We start from the raw sequence: 23365 nt of genomic DNA, 5'->3' as shown, positions 1-23365 counted from the left end.
AGTTAGTTGATTCAGTTTAAAAGAGAGACAAGGCAACCGAGTGCAGCTGTATAGGCAATACTTCAAGCGAGGTTAACGCTGTCACTCTTTTAAAGAGGATTTAACTATAGCGCTATGATTTTAGACCCATCGCATAAGTGGCGACTAGTGGTTTAAGATTTGGCAATTTATCAAAGGCCAATAGCGCCATATTTCGTGCCAGCTTAATCGCTGGGTTAGGATGCGTGAAGCCATGTACCACCGCATCACAAAAACGAATCACTCGCTTCTGGTCAGTTTGGCGTGCTTTTTCATAACGCTTTAATAACTGTGCATCACCAATATCTGCGCCTTTGAGCACTTGTGTGTTCAGCATTTGTGCCAATACATGAGCATCTCGCATACAGAGATTAAAGCCTTGACCAGCGACAGGATGCAGAGTGTGAGCTGCATTGCCCATAATGACGCAGCGCCCTTCTACCTGCTTATCCGCTAGTACGCGGGTCAATGGATAGGCGCCGCGGCGACCAGCAGCGGTAAACTTGCCAGCGCGTTGATCGAAAGCTTGTTGTAATGTCTGCAAGAAATGGGCGTCGTCTTCTAAATATCTGGTTTCTTCACCTGTTGGGCATACCCATACGACAGAGCGTCTGTAACCCTGTTGATAATCATCATTGCCATCGCCTTCTGGATCAGTCAATGGGAGCACGGCAAGCGGGCCTGCTGGACTAAAACGCTCAATCGCTGCATGCTCGTGTGGCGTATCTGTCTCTACTACTCCAACGATCGCCGTTTGCTGATAGTCATACGTGGTTGTACTGATATCTAGCAGTTGGCGTACCGTAGAGTCGCGCCCATCACAAGCGACTAATACGCTGGCTTGCAGCTGCTGCTCGTTTTCGGCTTCATCATTGTAATTAAAGCTAAGCGTCACACTATCGGCCTGCTGTTGGACAGTCGTCACATTGGCATTATCTATCAATGTAATTAGTGGCTCTTGCTGTGCGGCTAATAAAAGCTTACGACCCAGCCAAGCGTTTTCGATGACTTGTCCAAATGACTCGACCTTTTCCTCTGCTTTATTCAGCTGCGCACGCCCAAAACTGCCTTGCTCACTAATCTGTACGGTATCGATACGGCAGGCATGGCTTTGTAACTCATCCCACAGGCCAATCTCTTGATATATTTGTACCGTGCGCCGTGATAACGCTGTATTGCGACTGTCTAAATAATGGCTGCGAGTCCTATCATCCGTTGGACTGATGGTTGGATAGCTGTTTTTTTCTAATAAGGTGCTCGCAATACCGTGATGGGCCAATAGCAATGCAAAGGACAAACCGACATGACCACCACCCGCGATAAGCACTTGCTGGTCAGTTATCGCTTCTTTGTTTTTAGAGATGCTGTCGAACTTTTTAGGTATGCTATCAGCATTGGATAAATGTGAATCAGTATCTTGCATCGTTATTTTCCTAGTATAATTTTTTAGACAAGCAATTTATTAATGATAGATAGCCGCTCGTCACTGACGTTATTTTATAATTTTTATCATTTCACTACTGTTGTTAGATAGGTTGCAGCAAACTATGGTATCGCCCATAGATTACCACAAATTGTCTATTCTGCCGTGGTCTTAACCGTAGACAAATCGTTTCTCCACTCTCATCATAAACGAGATTTATATTTATAAAACTCAAAAACCTTAGTCTTATTAAAGCGCTATCATACGATGGGCAGCGATGAATCATATAGAACTGATAGCAATATCAAATCGATCTATAGAAAATCGCTGTAGCAGTTGCAATCCGCATACAAAAACAGCGTTATCTATCTGATGTATGGCTTGAAATTTGAAAATTCTCTACCATAATGAAGGCAAGACTTTTCATTATTTTCATTACTTTTATTTACGACCTTCCACAAAAACAACAATAATATTGCCGTCATTTTTATCATCTACAATTTTTTACCACCTAAATACTGTAACGCCACTAACTATTTTATCTCTGCAACCCGTCACGCAATTAAAACCAAATCATAGCGTCGGGTACACAATAAAAGGATAATCGCTTGACTGACTCCATGAGCCGCCGTATAAAGTTTGAATCACTGACCCCAGCACAGCTAAAAACCGTGCTTGGTGAATACAACAATCACATGAAATATATCCAAGAACGCCTCGATATTAAAATCATGCAGCGCCAAGGCGATTTTTGCCTGAGTGGCGATGTGACCAATGTCGAACGTGGTGAACGTATTATCTACAAAATGGTAGATGAAGCACAGAACACCAAAGACATCAGTGCAGAAGAGCTGCATCTCATCATCCAATCTAGCCTCTCTCGTGATGAAGACATCGAAGAAGACGAACAAGATCACGATGACATGGAATATGATGAAGATTTGGATGAGGCTAGCGAGTTTACGCCCATCAGTTTACGTACACGTAAAGGCCGTATCGTTCCGCGCGGTGGCAATCAACAGCGTTACGTAAAAAACGTCCTGAGCTCTGATGTGTCATTTGGTATTGGGCCAGCTGGTACGGGTAAAACGTATCTAGCGGTGGCATGTGCTGTAGATATGCTTGAGCGTAATGAGATTGAGCGTATTTTGCTAGTGCGTCCAGCGGTAGAAGCTGGCGAAAAACTGGGCTTCTTGCCAGGTGATTTGACCCAAAAGATCGATCCGTACTTACGCCCGCTATATGACGCACTCTATGAGATGATAGGCTTTGAGAAAGTCGGTAAAATGATTGAGCGTCAGATTATCGAAGTAGCACCGCTTGCCTATATGCGTGGTCGTACTCTGAATAACTCATTTGTCATTCTAGATGAAGCGCAAAATACCACGCCTGAACAGATGAAAATGTTTTTGACGCGTTTGGGCTTTGGCTCACGTGCCGTCATCACTGGGGATATTACTCAGGTCGATTTGCCACGTGGTCATAAGTCAGGCTTGGCACAAGCAATGGATATTCTAAAGGATATCGAAGAGATTCATATCACAAAGTTTGATTCAAAAGACGTCGTACGACATCAATTGGTACAACAAATTGTTGAAGCCTATGACGTATTTGATGAAGAGCAAATGGCTTTAGAAGAAAAACGTAAGTTTGAACGTATTAAAGAACAAGAGCGTAGACAAGCCGTCGCTAATGCAGCAGCCAATCTGTAATAATCAAGCTAATCATTGAATTACAATCATTTGCTATAAGCATTTAGCTTGTACAAGAAAACCGGATTACTAAAAGTAGTCCGGTTTTTTCTTACCAACAGTTTATTGAATTTAGCCCTTTCGCTACTAGTCGCCTACCAGTAACTTAGCTATAGTAGCCTCTATATATTCTATACATAGGTCTCTATTTATTAGCCAAAAATTTAGCGATAAGATAAACAGTGATTGAACTACTTTTATAGTAAAAAACTGGCAAATAAATCACCTAGAAGATGCAGCGTTAGAAACGCATTTATTTATAATAAAAAGGACAGCAATATGAGCCAACCTGACAATACTAATTTCGATGACAAGATTGCTAGCAATCATGCCAGCTTAGCAGCACTTGATATCAGTGCGACCGACAGTATTGAAGATGAAATATTAGATACTTTTTATAATCGCGAGCATTTACTATCAGTCCTGATGGCGACTTTAGATTATATAGACGGTCGTATTAATAATGGTCTGACCCTACCCTATTTTGCAGATATTGATCCTGAGCTGTGGCAAGAAAAGTCTAAAACGCTAGATATATATATCACTGATGACGTCGAAGGCCGTGCTTTAAATCTAGAAGCACGCGGCAAGGACTATGCGACCAATATTTTGTCTTATCCAAGCGAATTGCCTGCTGCCGTCATTGAGCTAATGCCAACGTTGCCTCTTGGAGAGCTGGTTATCTGTCATGAAGTGATGGTACGTGAAGCGGCTGAACAGGACAAAACCGTGGCGCAGCACATCAGCCATTTGCTAGTGCATGGCGTGCTACACCTACTGGGTTTTGATCACGAGCTCGGACAAGCTGAGCAAGATGAGATGGAGTACTTTGAAATTGAGATATTGGCAGGCCTAAACCTACCAAACCCTTATGTCTAAACTAGCACTGCTTTATTAAACAGTCTTCTAACTATTAAGCAGCTACTCATTAATCTTTAGTTAATGGTAGCTTTTGCGCTTGACCCATTTGGTTGATCATATGGTCTAAGCCTTTAACATGGACACTGCGCTGCGGGAATGGAATCTCGATTTTCTCATCATCTAAAGCTTGCTTGAATTGCTCCAATAGCTCGCATTGCATCGACCACCAGTCGGCATTGGTTGTCCAAACGTTTAGGGTAAGATCTACTGAATTATCGCCTAGATTGGTTACTCGTACGATAGGCTCAGGATCAGTGAAAGCCAATGGGTTATTTCTTGCCAGACTTAACATCACGTCTTTAGCCGTTTTGATATCAGCATCGTAGCCAATACCGACTGTAATATCGACGCGGCGATTGGGTAGCGCTGTATAATTGACCACAGGTGAAGTCGTGATATCGCTATTAGGAATGATGATATCGTGATTGTTAATGGTCGTCAGATGGGTATTAACCAAGGTAATCTCTGTCACTGTACCTGTGTAGCTACTAATCTGTACGTAATCGCCGCGTACAAACGGGCGAAACGTCACAATCATAATACCAGCGGCAAAATTTGATAGCTGGTCTTTTAATGACAAACCAACGGCAACAGCGGCACCACCTAAGATCGCAACGACCGAAGTAGTCTGTACACCGACTTTGCTAAGTGCAGCTAAAATCACTACGACCAGTAGCACGCCATACAATAGACGACTTAAAAAACTAGCAACTGTCTCGTCCAGATGGCTACGCGTCATCAAGCGATCGGAAAAAGCGACTGCCTTTTTGGCAAGCCAACGTCCAACGATAAATATAAGTATTGCTAAAGCGACTTTAATGACCAGCTCTAGGGCATTGCTCGTTAAGGTAGCGACATCGACGGTAAAACCTAAAAATTCCATACTGACTCTTTATTTTATAGCTGTGTGTTATGAACTTGGATATCTGTGATTATAAAAAATAGTGCGTTAAGCGTTATTCTTAACAATTGTATTTTCAGTGACATTTTTTCAGTAACTTTAATTTCAGTAGCTTTTTTCTTAGTGCTTGTCTTCTTAGCACCTATCTTCTTAGTGCATGAATACATTAACCTTAGTACGTTACTTCGACTGTATCACTATAGCGGTAAGTACGTATCAAGCGCAGCTCGACGATATCGCTCATGTCTTCGGTGAACTTACCAAAGGGTGCAGCTTGTCGTACCGACTGCTTGGCCGCTTCATCCAATATCGTAGAGTTTGAGCTTTCAAGCAAACGAATGGCCTTGATATTGCCGTCGTTACTGATGATAACCATTAGCCGTACTTCGCCCGTAATGCCTTGAGCGCGCGCTTGCACGGGATAATGCAAGTTACCCACACGCTCGACATGCTCGCGAAATGTATTGATATAATCGGCTGCCGCACCCCGTGTGGTCGAATTACTATCCATCGTCACGACTTTGGATTTGGTCGCATAGACCTGCTGACGCTGAGATAGCTGAGCTTCTAAGGTTGCAATCTGCTTACGTAGCCGCTCTTCTTGTGCCATCGCATCATCTTGCGCTTGCTCGCTGTCATTATCCGACTCTACAGTGGCCTGACGCCAACTTAACGTCGTGCGTAGGTAGCTTTCTTGATAGCGCTGCTGACGCACTTTACGCTGTAAGTTAACGATGTCTTGAGTCTCACTCATTTGCTCAGCAGACGTTGCACTTAGCTGATTGTTCTCTTGTCTTAGCTGCTCTTCTATTGTACCGCCGCCTTCTTGTGAAGCATTGGCAATAAAGTGTGCATCTTCACTGGGTTGCATATTGTCGGTCAGTACCTTTGCCACATCTTGCATCATAGCAGCTGGGTCTTTTCCCATAGAGAAGCTAATTCCGAAAATAATCAGCACATGAACAGCCACTGCAATAACAATGGCGACAGGCAAACTTATATCGCGCTTGGGCGCTTGCGCGGAAAAATGATAGCTCTGTGAGTCTTTTATATAGGCCACAATGAATCTCAGCTTATGAGCACATCAGTACAAAGCACTATTTAACAAGTGTTGTAACGATAGGCATGATTTATACTGGCGCTATCATAACATGACATAGAATTATGTCGCCAGTATAAGCACTGAGACGGCATTTTGACATTTACCATACAGTATTGGTAACCTTATCCGCTAATTGAAAAACATGCATTTAAGAATGTACAAGGCAGACGAAACACTGTCTATACCAAATGAATTGCTATAAAACGCATGTGTTCATTTTGAAGCCACTGGATTTGTTATATACTGCTTTAGCATAATAGCATTAGTAGCACGATACTTTGCAACAATCAGAACTGTGCATCGTGTTGATTAGGCACGGCAGATTATCAAGCAGCACAGTAAATGTAGATTCACTATGCACCAGTATCAGAGGTCAGTTTTTCGCTTTTGCTACCTATCAGTATAAAAATTACTAATGGTCGTAGATATTTAGAAATTATAGATGATTAGCTTTCGTTCAAATTAACGATAGCATGCAAAGTTTGTTTAGCCATTTTTACGTCACCGATTGAATGACGCGCCCTATAAGGATAATAAGTTTGAGTGACTTTGATAACGTGAATAATTCAGACAATTTTGATGAGTTCTTCGAGAGTATTGGCTATCGTTTTGACGAGTCATTCGGCAGTGGTTGGGAGCGTATCGCCCAATCGGTTAAAGATATCTATAATAAGACGACGGACAAGTTCGAAGATGAGTTGTCATTGCCAGTGGCACAGACTTACGTTAATGATGCACTACAAAAATTCGTCACCGACAATGTAAAAGCCATTTTAGAGCTACGTGTCGAGATGCATGAGGATTGGTTTCGTTTGTACTGCACTGTCAATGCAGGCGGCATCTATGCCGAGGTGGCAAGTAACTTTAGCTTAGTTCACGTCCAACTCGATCGCAATGTGCAGCGCTTTGTATTTGGTCAGCAAACTTATACCGATATATTGAATCTGCGCTGCGAATCTTTCGTGAAACGTCAAGGCGTCAAACTGGCGATTTGGTTTTATCATAGCGTCCTCAAAAAAGACCCTTTAGGCTTTATTCTGTCGTACGTCAATATTGCTCGCGCAAAAGACGAAGTGATTTATCTCGATATCCATCGTTGGTTAAAAAACAACAAGAAAATCATGAGTACCTTGCATAAGGTACAGATAAATTATGGCGAGCTAGAAGAAGAGCAAATGATTTTGAAGGCTCAAATCAACTATCGTGATTTACTGGCGGCCAGCAGTAACGAAGATATCATCGGTGATGATGATGATCCTGAATTGATGCAAGGCCCTATTAACCCCGTAGACGATGCGACTGAACCAAGCCAAGAGTAAGTCGCTAATTTTTTATCCCATAAGACAATACTTTATCCCATAAAAAAACGCTGCATCTTAGAGGTTATTGGCCTTATAGATACAGCGTTTTTTTATTGGAGTCGATAACTACCAGTAGTTCTCTACGGCAATATTACCCTCACCGCGGCGATTCATCACCAGTCCCAATGTCTTTAATGCCTCTTTGGTATCTTCTACCATATCTGGGTTGCCGCATAGCATGACATGCGTAGTATCAATATCTAATGCGATACCCGCACGCGCTTGCAACGTGCCCTCTAGCAACAGCTTCGGCAGACGCTCTGACAATGCACCTTCGACAGGCTCACGAGTGACGATTGGGATAAAGATAAGCTTTGCTGGATTATCAACCAGTGTACCGAAGTCTTCTTGTAGGCTTTCGATTTTCTCAACGTAAGCAAGTTCATCGAGCGAACGTGCGCTATAAGCCAATACGATGTGCTCGTAATCTTCCCATGTCTTTAAATCTTGCAGCATTGACAAAAACGGTGCTAAACCAGTCCCTGTTGCTAGCAGCCATAAGTCTTTGGGCAATGGTTTTTGGTAACGTGCTAACGTCAAAAATCCAAATGGCATCGTATTAAGTAGCAGTTCATCACCCACTTGTAAATGCTGCAATTGCGAGGTAAATGCACCATCAGGAATCACGATAGAGAAAAACTCTATCACCTCATCAAAGGGCGAAGAGACAATCGAATACGCGCGAAAGACATCTTCATTCAATGCGCTATCAGCAGTTTCATCACTTGCATCAGTCTGCTGGTAATATTTCAATTGACTGGGATTGACGCCTAAACGTACAAACTGCCCCGCTGTAAACTTAAAACTATCGGGACGGCTGACGGTAAAGCTAAATAAGTTCGGCGTCCATGTAGTTTTACTGAGCACCGTTACTGTTTGAATATTATCACTCATAATTATTCGTCACTTATACTTTATTAAACTGTATTTTTATAAGATACCTTTGATAGGCAAAAGAAAATAAATACCAAAAAGGTGAGCATAAAAAAAGATGCGCCAAGCTTATCATAAAGCTGGCGCATCTTGGTTTTTTAACCGTAACAACAGATAGATCGCAGCGACTTATCTGCCGTATTAACTCAGCGACATTACCAAATGCGAGCCAAACTTGCCCACTCAATCATACTATTTGGCAAGATACCAAAGAATAGGATAATCGCCGTCACAGCGATGACCATAATACCACCGGTTCGAATACCCCATTGCCCAGACACGTCAAACTCGATGAACTGCTTAGGACGTTTGAACAGCGTGAGTAATACACGTAAGTAGTAGAATAAACCAATCGCACTACCCAAGATAATCATCGCAGCTAAGAACCAGTTGGTGCCTTGTACCGCAGCTAAGATAGCAAATAGCTTGGTGATAAAGCCTGCCGTCAATGGAATACCAGCCAATGACAACATCATGATTGTCATGACAGCGGTCAATACTGGACGACGCCAGAATAGCCCTTGATAATGAGTCAATTCATCCGCTTCACCAGATAAGCGATACGGGCTCGACATCAACGTCACTACGCCAAAAGCACCGATAGAGGTAAAGGCATAGACTGCCATATACATACTAGAGATACTATCTGCGGCTGAGCCAATGCTGACAATCACGATCATCACATAACCCATATGGGCAATAGATGAGTAACCGAGTAGACGCTTAAGGCTAGTTTGACGTACTGCCAATAAGTTACCTACCAAGATAGATAATGTTGCCATGACCATCAATAGCATCTGCACTGATGGCAATGCCAGCAAAGCAGTATCGATTAAGAAACGCACAGCCAGTGCCATCATCGCCACTTTTGATACTGATGCTAAAAAGGTAGCAATAGGCGCTGGTGCACCTTCATAAACATCTGGCGTCCACATATGAAAAGGAGCAGCCGACAGTTTAAAGGCAATACCAAACATCATCATCGCCGCGCCAAGTATCAATAGCGGCGACTCAAACAGATTGCCCAATACCATGCTGATTGGCTTAAAGGCCAAGGAGCCCACTTCAGCGTAGATAAAGGCCATACCCATCAACAAGGTAGCCGATGCCGTCGCTGACAACACTAGGTACTTGAGTCCCGACTCCAGCGAACGGTTGCGCATATAGGTATAAGACAATAGACCATAAAGCGGCACTGAGAGCATCTCTAAGCTCATAAAGAACGATGCCATATGCTGAGCACTGACCATCAGTAGCGCACCAACCGTCGATAGCAAAATGAGCAGATACAGCTCATCTTTATTGTCTTTTAGGTCAGCTAAGTACGCATAAGATAACGTACAGCAAGCCAAGGCACAGATTAAAATCACCACCATGTTGAACTGAGCAAAGTTATCAATAACAAATAACTGCTCAGCGTTTGGTACCATCGTACCGCTTTCGATGACACCAGTCATCTGACCGATTAAGGTAAACAGGCCAATATTTAAACCGATTACCGTGACAGTACCCGTAACCATATGCGAGCGTTTGACGGTGATGGCAATCATTACCAGCAACACCGTAATCACCACGGAAATGATTGGTGCGTAAGGTAGCAATCCCATCAAATCATTCATCGTAATATCATTCATGACTTAACGTGCCTCCATTGCATCAAGCAGTTGCGACGCATCTACCTGTGTTACTTGACTGTATATATAAGCATTATTAATCCACTGCATCGCATGGCTTGAGGTATCAAGGAACGGCTGTGGATATAATCCGAGCCATACCAAACCAGCAGCCAACATCAATAATAGCGACAGCTCACGTTTGCCCAAATCTTTTAGCTTACGGGGTGGTAAACCATGTGACTTGGTCTCATGCGCAGCCAATGCTTCGATGTTGTTTTTACCAAACAATGCACGATGAATTAAAATGAGCGAGTATAGGCCTGCGAGTACCAAGCTGAAAGTGGCAAATACCACAAACACTGGATACTGAGCAAATGAGCCAAATAAAATCATAAACTCGCCAATGAAGTTACCGGTCCCTGGAATACCAAGTAAAGCGGCACAAAAGAACATTAATATCGGCGCATAGTAGCGGAACTGACCCCACATACCGCCCATCAGCGTCAAATCACGCGTGTGCAGACGCTCATATAATTGCCCTGCCATGATGAACAATGCCGCTGAGCTAAGCCCGTGCGCGAGCATCTGAATCATCAACCCTTGCAAGCTGAGTAACGTTCCGGCATAAATGGCCAATACCACAAAGCCCATGTGCGAGATACTGGTATAAGCCAATAGGCGCTTCATGTCAGTTTGCATAAAGGCTAGCCAAGCACCATAGAAGATACCAATGGTACCCAAAGTCATGGCGATCGGTGCAAACTCTTGTGAGGCGGCTGGAAACAATGGCAAGACAAAACGAATCAAACCATAAGCAGCTGTCTTAATGAGCACACCGGCCAAATCCACCGAACCTGCAGTAGGTGCCTGTGCGTGCGCATCTGGCAACCAGCCATGGAAAGGAATGATTGGCAGCTTCACCGCAAAGCCAATAAAGAAGCACAGCATAATTGGGTATTCCCAACCACCAAGTGAGGTGCCGAGTAAGTCATTATAATTAAAGCTCACTACCCCTTTTTGGGCGTAGCTGATAATGACCAACACCAAGATACCGATGAGCATGATAAGCCCAGACGCTTGGGTATAAATAAAGAACTTGGTTGCTGCATATTCTTTGGTCTTGCCAACGACATCATGACCCCAAATGGCGATCAAGAAGTAGATAGGAACCAGCATCATCTCCCAAAAGAAGAAGAATAAGAACAGATCAATCGCTAAGAAAACACCGATGACGCCGCCCAAGCTCCACAGCAGGTTTAGATGGAAGAAACCAACACGACGTTGAATCTCATTCCACGAACAGGCAACCGCGGCTATACCGAGCAGTCCTGTCAATCCCACCATCAATAAAGACAAACCATCTAATGCCAAGTGAAAGCTGATACCGAAGCTTGGTATCCATGGCACACTGAACTCAGCTACCCATGGCACGTTTGCATCCGGCGCAATCACTTGCTTACTCATGCCACTATAGTCGCCGTATTGCCACAGCACTAGTGACAATGCAAAGGTCAACGTCATACCAATTAAGGCAATCCAGCGCGGCAGACGTTTATTAAACCGCTCTACCAACCAACACAGCAACCCTGCAATAAAAGGAATTGCGATTAATGCTGGTAGCATCCACGTTTGTTGTAACTCAATCATCTTATACCACCGTCATCATTACCAGCACTAGCAATACAGCAACACCCAAGCCAAAGCTTGCAGCGTAGCCTCGAAGTGACCCTGTTTGCGTCGCAGACAATACTTTATTACCCGCTGAAGCCAGCTTAGGTAACAACAGCCACGTTTTATCGATAGGGTCGGCTTTAAATAAGCGGCCGATGAATAAAAAGGGTTTTACGAAAATCACATCATATAGCGCGTCGAAACCTAGGCCATGATAGCACCAGTGATATAGCGCCCCACCAATACGTGAGCGCTTAAAGCTGGTGAGCAAGCGACCTTTGTTGACGACATACAATAGTGCGGCCAATATCAAACCTGCTGCCATGGCACCCATCGCGATATATTCTGCAGTGTGCTTAGCATGTGCTTGACCTGCGACTTCTAATAGATGGCCAACGCTCTCTGGCAATACCCCATCTAATGGCGGTGTAATCCAAGCACCAACGGCTGTAGATAGCACTAGCAACACGGTCAAAGGCAACCAATACGACACACCTGATAGCTTATGAGCATGGGTTTTCTCTTCACCAAAGAAGATAATCCAAATCATACGGAACGTATAAATGGCCGTTAAGAACGCACCAAATACACCCATATAGAATAATACTAGATGACCTGTAGCATAGGTTTCCCAAAGAATTGCTTCTTTAGAATAAAAACCAACGGTAACCCAAGGTATGGCAGCGAGCGCACCACCACCGACGATATAACACCAAAATACCAATGGTATCTTTTTGCGCAGACCGCCCATCTTAAAGATATCTTGCTCGTGATGTACCGCAAGAATAACCGCACCTGATGATAAGAATAGTAATGCTTTAAAGAAAGCATGGGTCATCAAATGGAAGATTGCCCCTTGCCACGCACCCACGCCGAGCGCTAAGAACATATAGCCAATTTGACTCATGGTTGAATACGCAAGGATACGTTTAATGTCTGTTTGCGCGAGCGCACAGAATCCAGCAACGACCAGCGTCAATGCCCCGACGCCGCCAACCCAATACAATAAGATACCTGGGGTCAGCTCAAACAATGGATGTAGACGAGCAATCAGATAAACACCTGCCGTCACCATTGTTGCCGCGTGAATCAATGCCGATACTGGTGTTGGACCTGCCATCGCATCAGCAAGCCATGTATGTAGTGGCAACTGGGCTGACTTACCCATCGCGCCGCCGACCAACATCATCGTGGTAAGCATCATCGTTGGGTTATTAACATCGAATACTTCTGGCGCGCGCGTAATAATCTCTTGAATATTAAGCGTACCGAACTCGCGGAACAATAAAAACAAACCAAAGGCTAAGAACACATCACCGACACGCGTGACGGTAAAGGCTTTCATAGCAGCGCGACCATTGGCTCTGTCATGGTAATAATAACCAATCAATAGGTACGAACAGATACCCACGCCTTCCCAACCGAGATATAGCAAGAACAAATCATCTGCGAGTACCAGTAACAACATACTGGCCACAAACAAGTTCATATAGCTAAAGAAACGAGCAAAGCCAGTGTCGCCTTTCATATACCAAGAGGCAAACAGATGAATCAAAAAGCCAATCCCAGTAATGACACCTGTCATGGTCAATGCAAGACCATCAAAGCTCAAACCGAAATGTGGCGCAAAGTCGCCAACTTGGAACCATGTCCATAGCGGAACTTCAATTACCGTTCCAGCTGGATTGGTGGTCAAAAAGGTATAGCTAACCACTAGCGTGCATAATGCTGAGAGCAGCATGCTACCCACGCCAACAATCGCTGCGACCGTCTCTGATAATTTGTCGCGCATAAAGGCTAAAATCAAAAAGCCAATGAGCGGGAATATAAAGGTTAATGGTAATAAACTCATGACATCATCCTTTCATCTCATTGGCGCTATCGACATCGAGATGCCCACGCTGATGATAAAAACGCAATAATATTGCCAGACCAATCGACGCTTCAGCCGCGGCCAAGGTCAAAATAAAGATAAACATAATCTGTCCGTCTGGATCGACCCAGCGACTACCTGCTACTACAAATGCCAATGCTGCCGCATTCATCATGATCTCAAGACTCATTAGCATAAATAGGAAGTTACGTCGTACCATGACGCCGCACAGACCGATGGCAAATAAAATACCTGCCAAAATCAGTCCATGACTCATGGGTATCATACCCAGTACATTTTGCGCCTCAGCAACTGGCTGTACTAAGCCTGCCACCTCGTGGGCAAACGGCACGTTTGACACATCTTGTGCCACGCTTGCTGCTAGTACCATTAGTCTGACTCCTTGCGCGTAACTTTGTTCGCACCTACTTGACTGCCTGCTTTCGTGCCTACCTTCATACCTACATAGTCATGCGGATCAACATCTTTATATTCGTAAGGCTTAGCCATTTCTACGCCATCATGCTGTGTAAGCGTACTATCATTGTCGTATTGTTTGATACTACCTACGCTTGGCTTGAAATTTTGGCTATCATTACCAATGACCTCATCGTCGACTGTCTCTTTACCTAAATGATAAGCGGCGACCAAGGCTGCTAATAATAGCAATGCTGCTACTTCAACCAGCATAATGTATTTGGTAAATAACACCGTACCGACTGCTTTGGCAGAGATAGTCGTGCCACCCATCATGACAGCTTCATCATGATTCAGACCAATCATCGCGTAGAGCACAACGGCAATGATTATCGTCAACCCTGTTGGAATCGCCCAAGTTCCTGCATCGAGCCAACGCTCTTCGCGCTCGTCATTACTCATGCCCAAGTTCAGCATCATGATAACGAAAACAAATAGCACCATAATGGCACCAGCATAAACAACAATCTCTAGCGCACCTGCAAACGGCGCTCCTAATACAAAAAATATCCCAGCAATTGCCAATAACGACACAATCATCGATAAGATAGCATGCACTGGATTGGCCTGAGTCACTACGCGCAGACTGGCAAATATCGCCACTGCTGCAAGTGAATAAAACCCAGCCAATTCAGGATGGTTCAAAATATTCATCATGGTAGCAAGCTCCTTAGATCAATCGGTGCAGACTCATTTTGTGCTGCGCCTTTTGGTTTATCTGCTACCGCCATACCTGTCACACGATAATAGTTATAATCAGGGTATTTACCTGGTCCTGAAATGAGCAAATGCTCTTTTTCGTAGACCAAATCTTGGCGTTTATATTCACCCAGCTCAAAATCTGGGGTCATTTGAATCGCTGTCGTTGGACAGGCTTCTTCACACAATCCACAAAAGATACAGCGTGAGAAATTGATACGGAAAAACTCTGGATACCAACGTCCATCTTCACGCTCGGCTTTTTGTAATGAGATACACCCTACCGGACATGCCACCGCACACAAGTTACAAGCGACACAGCGCTCGTCTCCATCAGGATCACGCGTTAGGACAATACGTCCACGAAAACGCGGCGGTACAGGTACCGGCTCTTCAGGATAAAGGATGGTATCACGCGGTCTGAGCGCATGACTATTGACCATCCACATGCTGCGGACAATGGTAAATATACCAATGACGGTCTTTTTTATGGTAGTAAACATGGGATTATTATCCTTATCAGCTTTACCCTAGTTCATCAGTGATGGCTAGTAATGACTATAACGTTGGGGAAAAGATCAAAATGACCGCAGCAGTAATCAACAGATTGATCAAAGTTACGGGCAGACATACTTTCCAGCCAAAGTTCATCACCTGATCATAACGCGGACGCATGAGTGAGCCTCGAGCCAAAACAAACATGGTCATAAAGAACAGCGTTTTAATCATGAACCAAAAAGCTGGTGGAATAAATGGAATATCTAAATTGAACGGCGCAAGCCAACCGCCAAAGAACAAGCAAGTCATCAAAGCAGAAATCAAGACAACGTTGACATACTCACCAATGAAGAACATACCAAACTTCATGCCAGAATATTCGACATGATAGCCTTCGGCCAATTCTTGCTCTGCCTCTGGCTGATCGAATGGGTGCCTATGAGTAACCGCAACACCAGCGACAACAAAGGTCAAAAAGCCAAAAAACTGCGGAATGATATACCAGCCGTCAATCTGTGACTCAACGATTTCGCGCAAGTTAAATGAGCCAGTCAATGCGACCACGCCCATTAATGATAAGCCTAAGAACACTTCGTAACTGATGGTTTGTGCTGCAGAACGAAGACCACCCAATAGTGAGAATTTGTTCGCAGACGCCCAACCGCCGAACATCACTGCATAGACTGCAATACCTGCCATGGCAAAAAAGAACAAAATACCGATATCCCAATCAGCCACCCCAAGGGTTGGCGAGATAGGAATAATGGCAAATGAGGCCAATGCGGTAAACATGGCAACCGCAGGTGCCAAGGTAAACATAAACTTATCGGTAAAGTTTGGCGTCCAATCTTCTTTAAAGAAGATCTTTAGCATATCAGCAACCAGTTGTAATGAACCAAATGGCCCGACACGGTTTGGACCGTAGCGGTCTTGCCACAAGGCCAACATGCGGCGCTCATAGACAATCATCATCGCGGCAACCATGACCACCACTAAGAAAATAACCAGTGATTGCCCTACCATAAATAAAATGGACCAAGTATCAAAGCTCATACTGCCGGCCAAAAAGCTTGGCACATCAGGGATAATACGGGTAACTTGCATATTACACCTCCTGTGTGGTGGTCGGCGCTGCGTTTATTTGCGCTGTGTCATTATCATTAATCATATCGTTAGCCATGCTACCCATTATCGTCACTGGTGCATCCACTTTACGCACCGACGCTGGCATTGATGGGTGAATGATACTCACCTGCCCAACGGGATAGCCAATACAGCCTTCTGCTAAATAGCCGACGAGCTGAACGGGCAAGGTAATTTGTTGCTTATCAATCTCGATGGCTAAGTAATCACCAGCTGCAATGTTCCAGTCCTTGGCATCGTCCATGCCGATATGCCATGCCGCAATAGGCAGTTGCTCGGCAACAATTGGGCTACGTGATGCCATCATTGAGCTGGCATAAATATTATAGATAGGTACCAATTTAGCTTGTCCCTGCTGCATGTCAGTCGTGGTTGCAGACATGGCTTCTGGTGCCACATATTGACGCGTGGCCAGACGCTCTAGTTGGTCGAACAAGCGCACGCCTGGGTCACCGTTTTTGAGACTGCCGCCGACTTTGTCTTGATACTTATTCCATGCTTGCGGTGAGTTCCAACCTGCCGCATTGGCAAATGGAATCATCGAGCTTGGCGTTTGTTTACCACTATAGCCTTCCATTGAGAAAGTTAAGCCCGTATCCAAATCTTTTGGCTGCATCGGCTCATGTACTGAGATTGGGGCACGCATAGCAGTACGACCTGAGTAGCGGCGCGGCTGACGAGCGATTTTTAGACCCGTAATACGGTAATCAGCATCAGGCGCAGCGCCTTTGATGCCAGCAAGTTTAGGGTGTGTGGCAATCAACGCATTGATAACATCATCAAGCTGTGTCCAGTCAACATCACGACCTTCAATGCTGCTATGTACGGCATGTAACCAGCGCCAGCCTTCTTTGATGCTGCTCATCGGATGGTAGTATTCGTTATCATAAACTTGGAAGAAACGCTGCGCACGACCTTCAGCCGATATCAATGTACCATCCGCTTCTGCAAAGCTCGCCGCTGGCAATACAATATCGACATCTTTATGCCAATCAAGGAGCTGATGATCTAATGCGATGACTGTTTTATCAGTCAGTAGCTGCGTCAATTTATTAGCATCAATCGCATCTGTTAGCTGGTTTTCTGCAACCACAACCACATCGTAATCAGTGGCTAACAGCTCTTCAACTGACTGACCACCAAGCATACAGACACCCATGCTGTTGGCATCAGGAACAGTTAAGTAAATACCCGCTTGTGCATGATATTTTTTATTGACTTCTTTTAGCTCAAGTTTTTCCGCAGGCTCGCGTTCGACGTCATCTTGTGCTTCTGTATTCACGCCCGTTTCAGGTTTGTTTGGCTTAGCAGATAAATCTTGGTCTTCTTCAGGCTGGTCATTAGCCGCTTTTGCTTGCGCTGCCTGTACCTTGGCATTATGTGCCTCAACCTGCTGTTGCTCAGTCGCTTTAATTGCTGTGCGTTTTTTCGTGAGTACCTGAGTGATTTGCGCGCCTGCTTCTATTAAAGCAGTCGATGACAAACTGCTACCCGAGATGATTAATGGCTTATCCGCTTGAATCAAGTCATAAGCAATCTGCTGAGCGAGCGCCTGCATCGCATCAGTATCGACATCTTGTTCAGTCGATTGTGGATCTGCTATTGCTGCCAAGTCATCAGCAAAGTTAGCAATCTCATCAGCCACTTTAAAACCCAGTTTAATGATATCTTCAGGTGTGGCAACCACGCTGACTTTACTGATGTCTTCTAGCTTGGTTTGGGTCACATCGATGACATAGACTGGGCTTAACGCATCTTGCGCGATACGCTTAACCGGTTCAGCAAGCCAATGCTGCGTTTGCAGCGCCGCTGCCATTTTTAGGCCTTCGTTCTTTGCCGCTTGGCGTACTGATAGCGCTACTCGTGATGAGGTTTGCGTGATATCTTCACCCAATACCAACACCGCATCATGACTTTCAATGTCCGTCATACCTGGGTTATAAATACCCTCTGTGCTGAGCACTTCGATACATTTATTGACCAGTGCTTGCTGCTGATGATTAAGACCGGTTGAGAAGCTATCAAAACCAACCAAGTTCTTAAGGGCAAAGTTGGTCTCAAGGCTGGCACGCGGCGAGCCAATACCGATGACTTTTTTATCTTTGATGCGTTTGATGGTTTCATCCAACGCATAATCGATATTGATTTTGACATGCTTATCGTTGATACGCTCAAGCGCTTGCGTTGGACGATCGTCACGATTGACATAGCCGTAACCAAAACGGCCACGGTCACATAAGAAGTAACGGTTTACTTCGCCGTTATAGCGGTTTTCGATACGGCGCAATTCGCCATAACGCTCACCTGGAGAGATGTTACAACCTGCTGAGCAGCCATGACAGATACTTGGCGCATACTGCATGTCCCATTTACGGTTATAACGCTCAGAATGCGTTTTGTCAGTAAACACACCGGTTGGGCAAACTTCCGTTAAGTTGCCTGAAAATTCGCTTTCAAACTGACCATCTTTATCACGACCAAAATAAACGCGATTGTTTGAGCCATAAACACCCAAATCTTCGCCGCCTGCATAGTCCTTATAAAAACGTACACAGCGATAGCAAGCGATACAGCGGTTCATCTCATGCGCGATAAACGGACCAAGCTCTTGGTTATGATGGGTACGTTTGGTAAAGCGATAACGACGACGGCTATGACCTGACATATACGTCATGTCCTGCAAATGACAATGTCCACCCTCTTCACAGGTTGGACAGTCATGCGGATGGTTGGTCATCAGTAGCTCAACCATCGACTTGCGGAATGCTTTGGCTTCATCGTCAGTGACCGAGATGTACATGTCATCGCCAGGGGCAACCATACATGACATCACCAGACGACCGCGACCGGCTTCCATATCTTCTTTATTTTGGAATTGCTTGACCGCGCACTGACGGCAAGAACCGACTGAGCCAAGGGCTGGATGATAACAAAAATACGGCACATCAATGCCGAGTGATAAGCAGGCTTGTAGCAAGTTATCTGCGCTATCTACTTCGACAGTGGTCCCATCAATATGTATGACTGCCATGCCGCTCTCCTTATTTCACTTCTGGCTGTTGATTGGCTGCAGCATCAATGACATCTACACCAACCGCCTGCGCGATTTTTTGATCAAACTCTGGACGGAAATATTTAATCGCACTCATTAGTGGTTCCATCGCACCTGGCGCATGCGCACAGAATGTTTTACCAATCCATAAGTCACGCGTCAGGCCTTCTAGTTTTTCTACATCGCCCACTTGCCCTTCACCATCATTGATAGCGGTAAGCAGTTTAACGCCCCACGGCAGACCATCACGGCATGGTGTACACCAACCACATGACTCACGCTGAAAGAAAATCTCAAGGTTGCGCAGTAATGGCACCATGTCTTGTGATTCATCAACAACTATAATCAGACCAGTACCCATACGGCTACCCGCATTTTGAATGGTGTCAAAATCCACCACCACATCTAAATGTTCTGCGGTCAAAAAGTCAGTAGATGCACCGCCCGGTAGCCAAGCTTTCAGTGTTTTACCATCTTTCATACCACCCGCTAAATCTTCAATGATTTCGCGAGCTGTATAACCAAACGGTAATTCCCAAAGGCCTGGATCATTAACCAATCCTGAGCAGCCGAATAGTTTGGTGCCTGGCGTTTTACTTTTGCCTTTAATTTCAGATAACGACTGATACCACTCAACGCCATGATTCAAAATCGCTGGCATATTACACAGAGTTTCAACGTTATTAACAACGGTTGGACGACCCCATGCACCAGAGATTTGTGGAAACGGCGGCTTGGTACGTGGGTTAGCACGGCGGCCTTCTAGACAGTTAATTAGCGCTGTTTCTTCACCGCAGATATAACGTCCAGCGCCCGTATGCACATGCAGATTAAAACTAAAATCTGAGCCTAAAATATTGTCGCCCATGAGATTATTGGCTAAGCACTCTTCGATAGCAGCGACTAAACGCTCAGCGGCCAAGATATACTCACCACGGATAAAGATATAACCGTCAGTGGCGCCAATCGCATGAGCGGTAATTAGCATACCTTCGATCAGCTGAAACGGTAGACGCTCCATGAGCAAACGGTCTTTGAATGTGCCTGGCTCCATTTCATCAGCGTTACAGATCAGATAACGCGGCAAACCATCCGGCGGCGACATAAATGACCATTTAAGACCAGCATTAAAACCTGCACCGCCGCGACCTCGAACATTGGCCGCTTTAATCATATTGCCAACGTCTTTAGGCGACTTAGATAACGCTTCTTTTAGACCCGTAAAGCCTTTTAGAGACTCATAGGTGGCTAAATCAAGCACTGCATCATGATGCGCCAAACGCCACGTCAAAGGCTTGGTTTCGCTAGTGGCTGTCGCTTTATCACCATAGATTGGAACACGCTGTGCATTTAGCTGGCTTGGCGCTTGGCCTTGACCGCGACGAGCAATTTGCTCTGAAATCGTTAAACTCATGCGTATAGCTCCAATAATTGCGCGACCTCAGATGGCTGGACAGGGCCGTAAGTGTCTTCATCAATCAGTACCGCTGGTCCCTTATCACAGTTGCCCAAGCAGCAAATTGGCAATAGGGTAAAACGTCCATCAGCAGTGGTTTGACCGTACTCAATACCCAGCTGCGATCTAATCTCAGCTGACAGCGCCTCATAACCTGTCAAATAACAAGCCACAGAGTCACATATGAGAATCACATGGCGACCGACAGGTTGGCGATAAATACGGTTAAAGAAAGTCGCAACCCCATCCATATCTGACATCGGGATATCTAGGATATTGGCAATGGCATTTGCTTGCGCATCGTCGACCCAGCCGTTACGCTTTTGCACGATTTTTAGCGCATCTAGCGAGGCGGCACGCGCCTGTGGGTAATGGTGCATAAACTCATGAATGGCAGCAATTTCATCACTGGTGAGAATGCTTTCCACATCTACTTTTGGCATTTTGTCGGAAACAATTTTCATAATCTTCTGTCTTTCCTCACTCATCCTGCTCTATCACAAGCCAATATCAGTCTGCTTAAAACTGTGGTTATATTGACAAGTAACAGCATTTTGGTGTGCCATCAGGCAATAATATATTGATGAACAAATACTTATGAAGCAGCGGCTCTAACGATCACAATCCGCCATCACAATATCAATCGATGCCAAATACATAATGGCATCAGAAACCAGCGAGCCATTGATGACCGATGGCATCTGCTGTAAATGCGCAAATGTCGGCGTACGAATACGGGTACGATAGCTCATCGTGGCCTTGTCTGAGGTGATGTAATAACTGTTCAGACCTTTGGTCGCCTCGACGATCGTCGTACATTCGCCCGCTGGCATCACAGGACCCCAAGAGACTGAGATAAAGTGGTTAATCAGCGTTTCGATATCATTTAGCGTACGGTCTTTTGGCGGTGGTACGGCCAGTGGATGATCGGCTTTGTAAGGGCCTTGTGGCATATTATCCATACATTGACGGATGATACGTAACGACTGACGCATCTCTTCGACTTTTACCATACAACGGTCATAAGCATCGCCGTTGTAACCGACTGGCACTTCAAAATCGTAATTCTCATAGCCCATGTATGGACGTGCTTTACGCAGATCAAAATCAACGCCTGTCGCACGCAGACCAGCGCCAGTCACGCCCCAAGCAAGTGCTTGCTTGGCATTATACTGAGCAACACCTTGGGTACGGCCTTTGAGCACGCTATTTTGTAATGCCGCTTTGACATATTCGTCCAAGCGTTTTGGCATCCAATCTAAGAACTCACGAACCAAACGCTGCCAGCCACGTGGCAGATCAGCAGCAGTACCACCGATACGGAACCAAGCGGGATGCATACGATAGCCAGTCACGGCTTCGATAACATCATAGGCTTTTTGGCGATCGGTAAACATATAGAACACAGGGGTCATACCACCCGCATCCTGAATGAACGTACCGACAAATAGCAAATTATTGGTAATACGGAAAAACTCGCTCATCATCACACGGATGGTTTCAGCGCGTGGCGGTACTTTGATACCTGCCAGTTTTTCGACCGACATGATATACGGTAGCTCATTCATCACACCACCAAGATAATCAATACGGTCGGTGTATGGAATAAATGAGTGCCAAGTCTGACGCTCAGCCATTTTTTCGGCGCCGCGATGGTGATAGCCGATATCAGGGATACAGTCGACGACTTCTTCACCATCAAGCTGTAGTACCAAACGGAACGCACCATGAGCAGAGGGATGGTTAGGACCGATGTTCAAGAACATAAAGTCTTCATCACGCCCTGAACGCTTCATACCCCACTCTTCTGGGACAAAACGCAGGTTTTCTTGTTCGTATTGTTGCTTGGCCGTGTTCAAAAAGTACGGGGTAAACTCAGTTGCACGCGCATGATACTCTTTACGCAGTGGATGACCTTCCCAATATTTCGGCAATAAAATACGGGTCAAATGCGGATGACCTGTAAAGACGATACCGAACATATCCCACACTTCGCGCTCATACCAGTTAGCATTTGGCCAAATATTGGTGGCGCTTGGTACATTAACATCGTCTTCACTCAGCGCGACCTTAATACGTACATCACTATTACGCTCAAGCGACATCAAGTGATAAAACACCGTAAAATCACTATCTGGCAACCCTGCGCGATGCTGGCGTAAACGCTCATCTATCGCTGACAAGTCAAATAGCATGACGTAAGGCTGAGGCAGCTTGCGCAAGAATAAGAGAATATCTAATAAATCAGCACGCGCCACCCATACTGTCGGAATCTCATCCACAGTCTGCTGCACGACAAATTTACCAGCATACTTTTGCTCCAGCTCTGTGATGACTGCTGGGACGGGCTTGATCTTAGGATCTATGTTTTCGACTACCGTGACCATGAATGATGTATTCCTTCATTAATCATAACTGAACTATGTTAGTCATAACCGAACTATGTCAACCATAACTAAGCTATGTTAAT

Annotated in this window: 18 protein-coding genes; 3 read left to right on the top strand and 15 right to left on the bottom strand. The window is 45.0% G+C overall.

From position 1 onward, the window contains the following. Positions 1–112: 112 nt before the first annotated feature. The gene (locus CXF69_RS11600; protein WP_101206250.1) at positions 113–1441 is read right to left on the bottom strand and encodes a UbiH/UbiF/VisC/COQ6 family ubiquinone biosynthesis hydroxylase; all 1329 of its coding nucleotides are present in this window, start codon (positions 1439–1441) and stop codon (positions 113–115) included. A 608-nt stretch (positions 1442–2049) separates the two neighbouring features. Between CXF69_RS11600 and CXF69_RS11595 the strand changes: the two genes are divergently transcribed. Beyond that, positions 2050–3153 carry a PhoH family protein gene (locus tag CXF69_RS11595; RefSeq protein ID WP_179798643.1) on the top strand — a complete coding sequence of 368 codons (1104 nt, stop codon included), beginning with the start codon at positions 2050–2052 and terminating at the stop codon, positions 3151–3153. A gap of 318 nt (positions 3154–3471) precedes the next feature. Beyond that, positions 3472–4071 (top strand): rRNA maturation RNase YbeY, encoded by a 600-nt coding sequence (gene ybeY, locus CXF69_RS11590; protein WP_101206252.1) that lies wholly within the window; start codon positions 3472–3474, stop codon positions 4069–4071. A gap of 49 nt (positions 4072–4120) precedes the next feature. Here ybeY and CXF69_RS11585 read toward each other — a convergent pair whose 3' ends face one another. Both CXF69_RS11585 and CXF69_RS11580 read right to left on the bottom strand, forming a co-directional pair. Further along, positions 4121–4996, bottom strand: coding sequence for a mechanosensitive ion channel family protein (locus tag CXF69_RS11585; RefSeq protein WP_101206253.1), 876 nt, complete (start codon positions 4994–4996; stop codon positions 4121–4123). Positions 4997–5186: 190 nt separating this feature from the next. Beyond that, entirely contained in the window at positions 5187–6074 is an 888-nt protein-coding gene (locus CXF69_RS11580) for a TonB family protein (protein WP_101206254.1), read from the bottom strand. A gap of 581 nt (positions 6075–6655) precedes the next feature. Between CXF69_RS11580 and CXF69_RS11575 the strand changes: the two genes are divergently transcribed. Beyond that, positions 6656–7435, top strand: a complete 780-nt coding sequence (locus CXF69_RS11575) for a hypothetical protein (protein ID WP_224737876.1) — start codon at positions 6656–6658, stop codon at positions 7433–7435. Between the two features lie 108 nt (positions 7436–7543). Here the strand turns inward: CXF69_RS11575 and CXF69_RS11570 are convergent, their stop codons facing one another. The 12 genes from CXF69_RS11570 to nuoC form a co-directional block, all read right to left on the bottom strand. Continuing rightward, entirely contained in the window at positions 7544–8371 is an 828-nt protein-coding gene (locus tag CXF69_RS11570; protein WP_101206256.1) for a ferredoxin--NADP reductase, read from the bottom strand. Positions 8372–8565: 194 nt separating this feature from the next. Further along, positions 8566–10044, bottom strand: a complete 1479-nt coding sequence (locus CXF69_RS11565; protein WP_101206257.1) for an NADH-quinone oxidoreductase subunit N — start codon at positions 10042–10044, stop codon at positions 8566–8568. 3 nt (positions 10045–10047) lie between these two features. Then, positions 10048–11673 (bottom strand): NADH-quinone oxidoreductase subunit M, encoded by a 1626-nt coding sequence (nuoM, locus tag CXF69_RS11560; protein ID WP_101206258.1) that lies wholly within the window; start codon positions 11671–11673, stop codon positions 10048–10050. 1 nt (position 11674) lies between these two features. Continuing rightward, positions 11675–13549, bottom strand: a complete 1875-nt coding sequence (nuoL, locus tag CXF69_RS11555; protein ID WP_101206259.1) for an NADH-quinone oxidoreductase subunit L — start codon at positions 13547–13549, stop codon at positions 11675–11677. Positions 13550–13553: 4 nt separating this feature from the next. Then, positions 13554–13862 (bottom strand): NADH-quinone oxidoreductase subunit NuoK, encoded by a 309-nt coding sequence (gene nuoK, locus CXF69_RS11550; RefSeq protein WP_025653102.1) that lies wholly within the window; start codon positions 13860–13862, stop codon positions 13554–13556. Positions 13863–13960: 98 nt separating this feature from the next. Then, positions 13961–14704 carry an NADH-quinone oxidoreductase subunit J gene (gene nuoJ / locus CXF69_RS11545; RefSeq protein ID WP_101206260.1) on the bottom strand — a complete coding sequence of 248 codons (744 nt, stop codon included), beginning with the start codon at positions 14702–14704 and terminating at the stop codon, positions 13961–13963. Further along, positions 14701–15249, bottom strand: coding sequence for an NADH-quinone oxidoreductase subunit NuoI (nuoI, locus tag CXF69_RS11540; RefSeq protein ID WP_010198902.1), 549 nt, complete (start codon positions 15247–15249; stop codon positions 14701–14703). Before nuoI ends, nuoJ begins: the two co-directional genes overlap by 4 nt. A gap of 55 nt (positions 15250–15304) precedes the next feature. Next, positions 15305–16297 carry an NADH-quinone oxidoreductase subunit NuoH gene (gene nuoH / locus CXF69_RS11535; RefSeq protein WP_180952622.1) on the bottom strand — a complete coding sequence of 331 codons (993 nt, stop codon included), beginning with the start codon at positions 16295–16297 and terminating at the stop codon, positions 15305–15307. Between the two features lie 52 nt (positions 16298–16349). Next, positions 16350–19418 carry an NADH-quinone oxidoreductase subunit NuoG gene (gene nuoG, locus CXF69_RS11530; RefSeq protein ID WP_101206262.1) on the bottom strand — a complete coding sequence of 1023 codons (3069 nt, stop codon included), beginning with the start codon at positions 19416–19418 and terminating at the stop codon, positions 16350–16352. Positions 19419–19428: 10 nt separating this feature from the next. Then, positions 19429–20853, bottom strand: a complete 1425-nt coding sequence (gene nuoF, locus CXF69_RS11525; RefSeq protein WP_101206263.1) for an NADH-quinone oxidoreductase subunit NuoF — start codon at positions 20851–20853, stop codon at positions 19429–19431. Continuing rightward, positions 20850–21359, bottom strand: a complete 510-nt coding sequence (gene nuoE, locus CXF69_RS11520) for an NADH-quinone oxidoreductase subunit NuoE (protein ID WP_057758927.1) — start codon at positions 21357–21359, stop codon at positions 20850–20852. Before nuoE ends, nuoF begins: the two co-directional genes overlap by 4 nt. A gap of 147 nt (positions 21360–21506) precedes the next feature. After that, positions 21507–23282, bottom strand: a complete 1776-nt coding sequence (nuoC, locus tag CXF69_RS11515; protein ID WP_101206264.1) for an NADH-quinone oxidoreductase subunit C/D — start codon at positions 23280–23282, stop codon at positions 21507–21509. Between the last annotated feature and the right edge of the window lie 83 nt (positions 23283–23365).

This window comes from Psychrobacter sp. Choline-02u-9, assembly GCF_002836505.1.
In the GTDB taxonomy this organism is placed as follows: Bacteria; Pseudomonadota; Gammaproteobacteria; order Pseudomonadales; family Moraxellaceae; genus Psychrobacter.
The sequence above is the reverse complement of the archived record's forward strand: the minus strand, read 5'-3'. Positions and strand labels throughout refer to the sequence as shown.

What these genes read in the sequence shown, in the direction of transcription:
- CXF69_RS11600 (WP_101206250.1), bottom strand. Translation starts at nt 1,441, where the DNA reads ATGCAAGATACTGATTCACATTTATCCAATGCTGATAGCATACCTAAA.
- ybeY (WP_101206252.1), top strand. Translation starts at nt 3,472, where the DNA reads ATGAGCCAACCTGACAATACTAATTTCGATGACAAGATTGCTAGCAAT.
- CXF69_RS11585 (WP_101206253.1), bottom strand. Translation starts at nt 4,996, where the DNA reads ATGGAATTTTTAGGTTTTACCGTCGATGTCGCTACCTTAACGAGCAAT.
- CXF69_RS11570 (WP_101206256.1), bottom strand. Translation starts at nt 8,371, where the DNA reads ATGAGTGATAATATTCAAACAGTAACGGTGCTCAGTAAAACTACATGG.
- CXF69_RS11565 (WP_101206257.1), bottom strand. Translation starts at nt 10,044, where the DNA reads ATGAATGATATTACGATGAATGATTTGATGGGATTGCTACCTTACGCA.
- nuoM (WP_101206258.1), bottom strand. Translation starts at nt 11,673, where the DNA reads ATGATTGAGTTACAACAAACGTGGATGCTACCAGCATTAATCGCAATT.
- nuoL (WP_101206259.1), bottom strand. Translation starts at nt 13,549, where the DNA reads ATGAGTTTATTACCATTAACCTTTATATTCCCGCTCATTGGCTTTTTG.
- nuoJ (WP_101206260.1), bottom strand. Translation starts at nt 14,704, where the DNA reads ATGATGAATATTTTGAACCATCCTGAATTGGCTGGGTTTTATTCACTT.
- nuoI (WP_010198902.1), bottom strand. Translation starts at nt 15,249, where the DNA reads ATGTTTACTACCATAAAAAAGACCGTCATTGGTATATTTACCATTGTC.
- nuoH (WP_180952622.1), bottom strand. Translation starts at nt 16,297, where the DNA reads ATGAGCTTTGATACTTGGTCCATTTTATTTATGGTAGGGCAATCACTG.
- nuoG (WP_101206262.1), bottom strand. Translation starts at nt 19,418, where the DNA reads ATGGCAGTCATACATATTGATGGGACCACTGTCGAAGTAGATAGCGCA.
- nuoF (WP_101206263.1), bottom strand. Translation starts at nt 20,853, where the DNA reads ATGAGTTTAACGATTTCAGAGCAAATTGCTCGTCGCGGTCAAGGCCAA.
- nuoE (WP_057758927.1), bottom strand. Translation starts at nt 21,359, where the DNA reads ATGAAAATTGTTTCCGACAAAATGCCAAAAGTAGATGTGGAAAGCATT.
- nuoC (WP_101206264.1), bottom strand. Translation starts at nt 23,282, where the DNA reads ATGGTCACGGTAGTCGAAAACATAGATCCTAAGATCAAGCCCGTCCCA.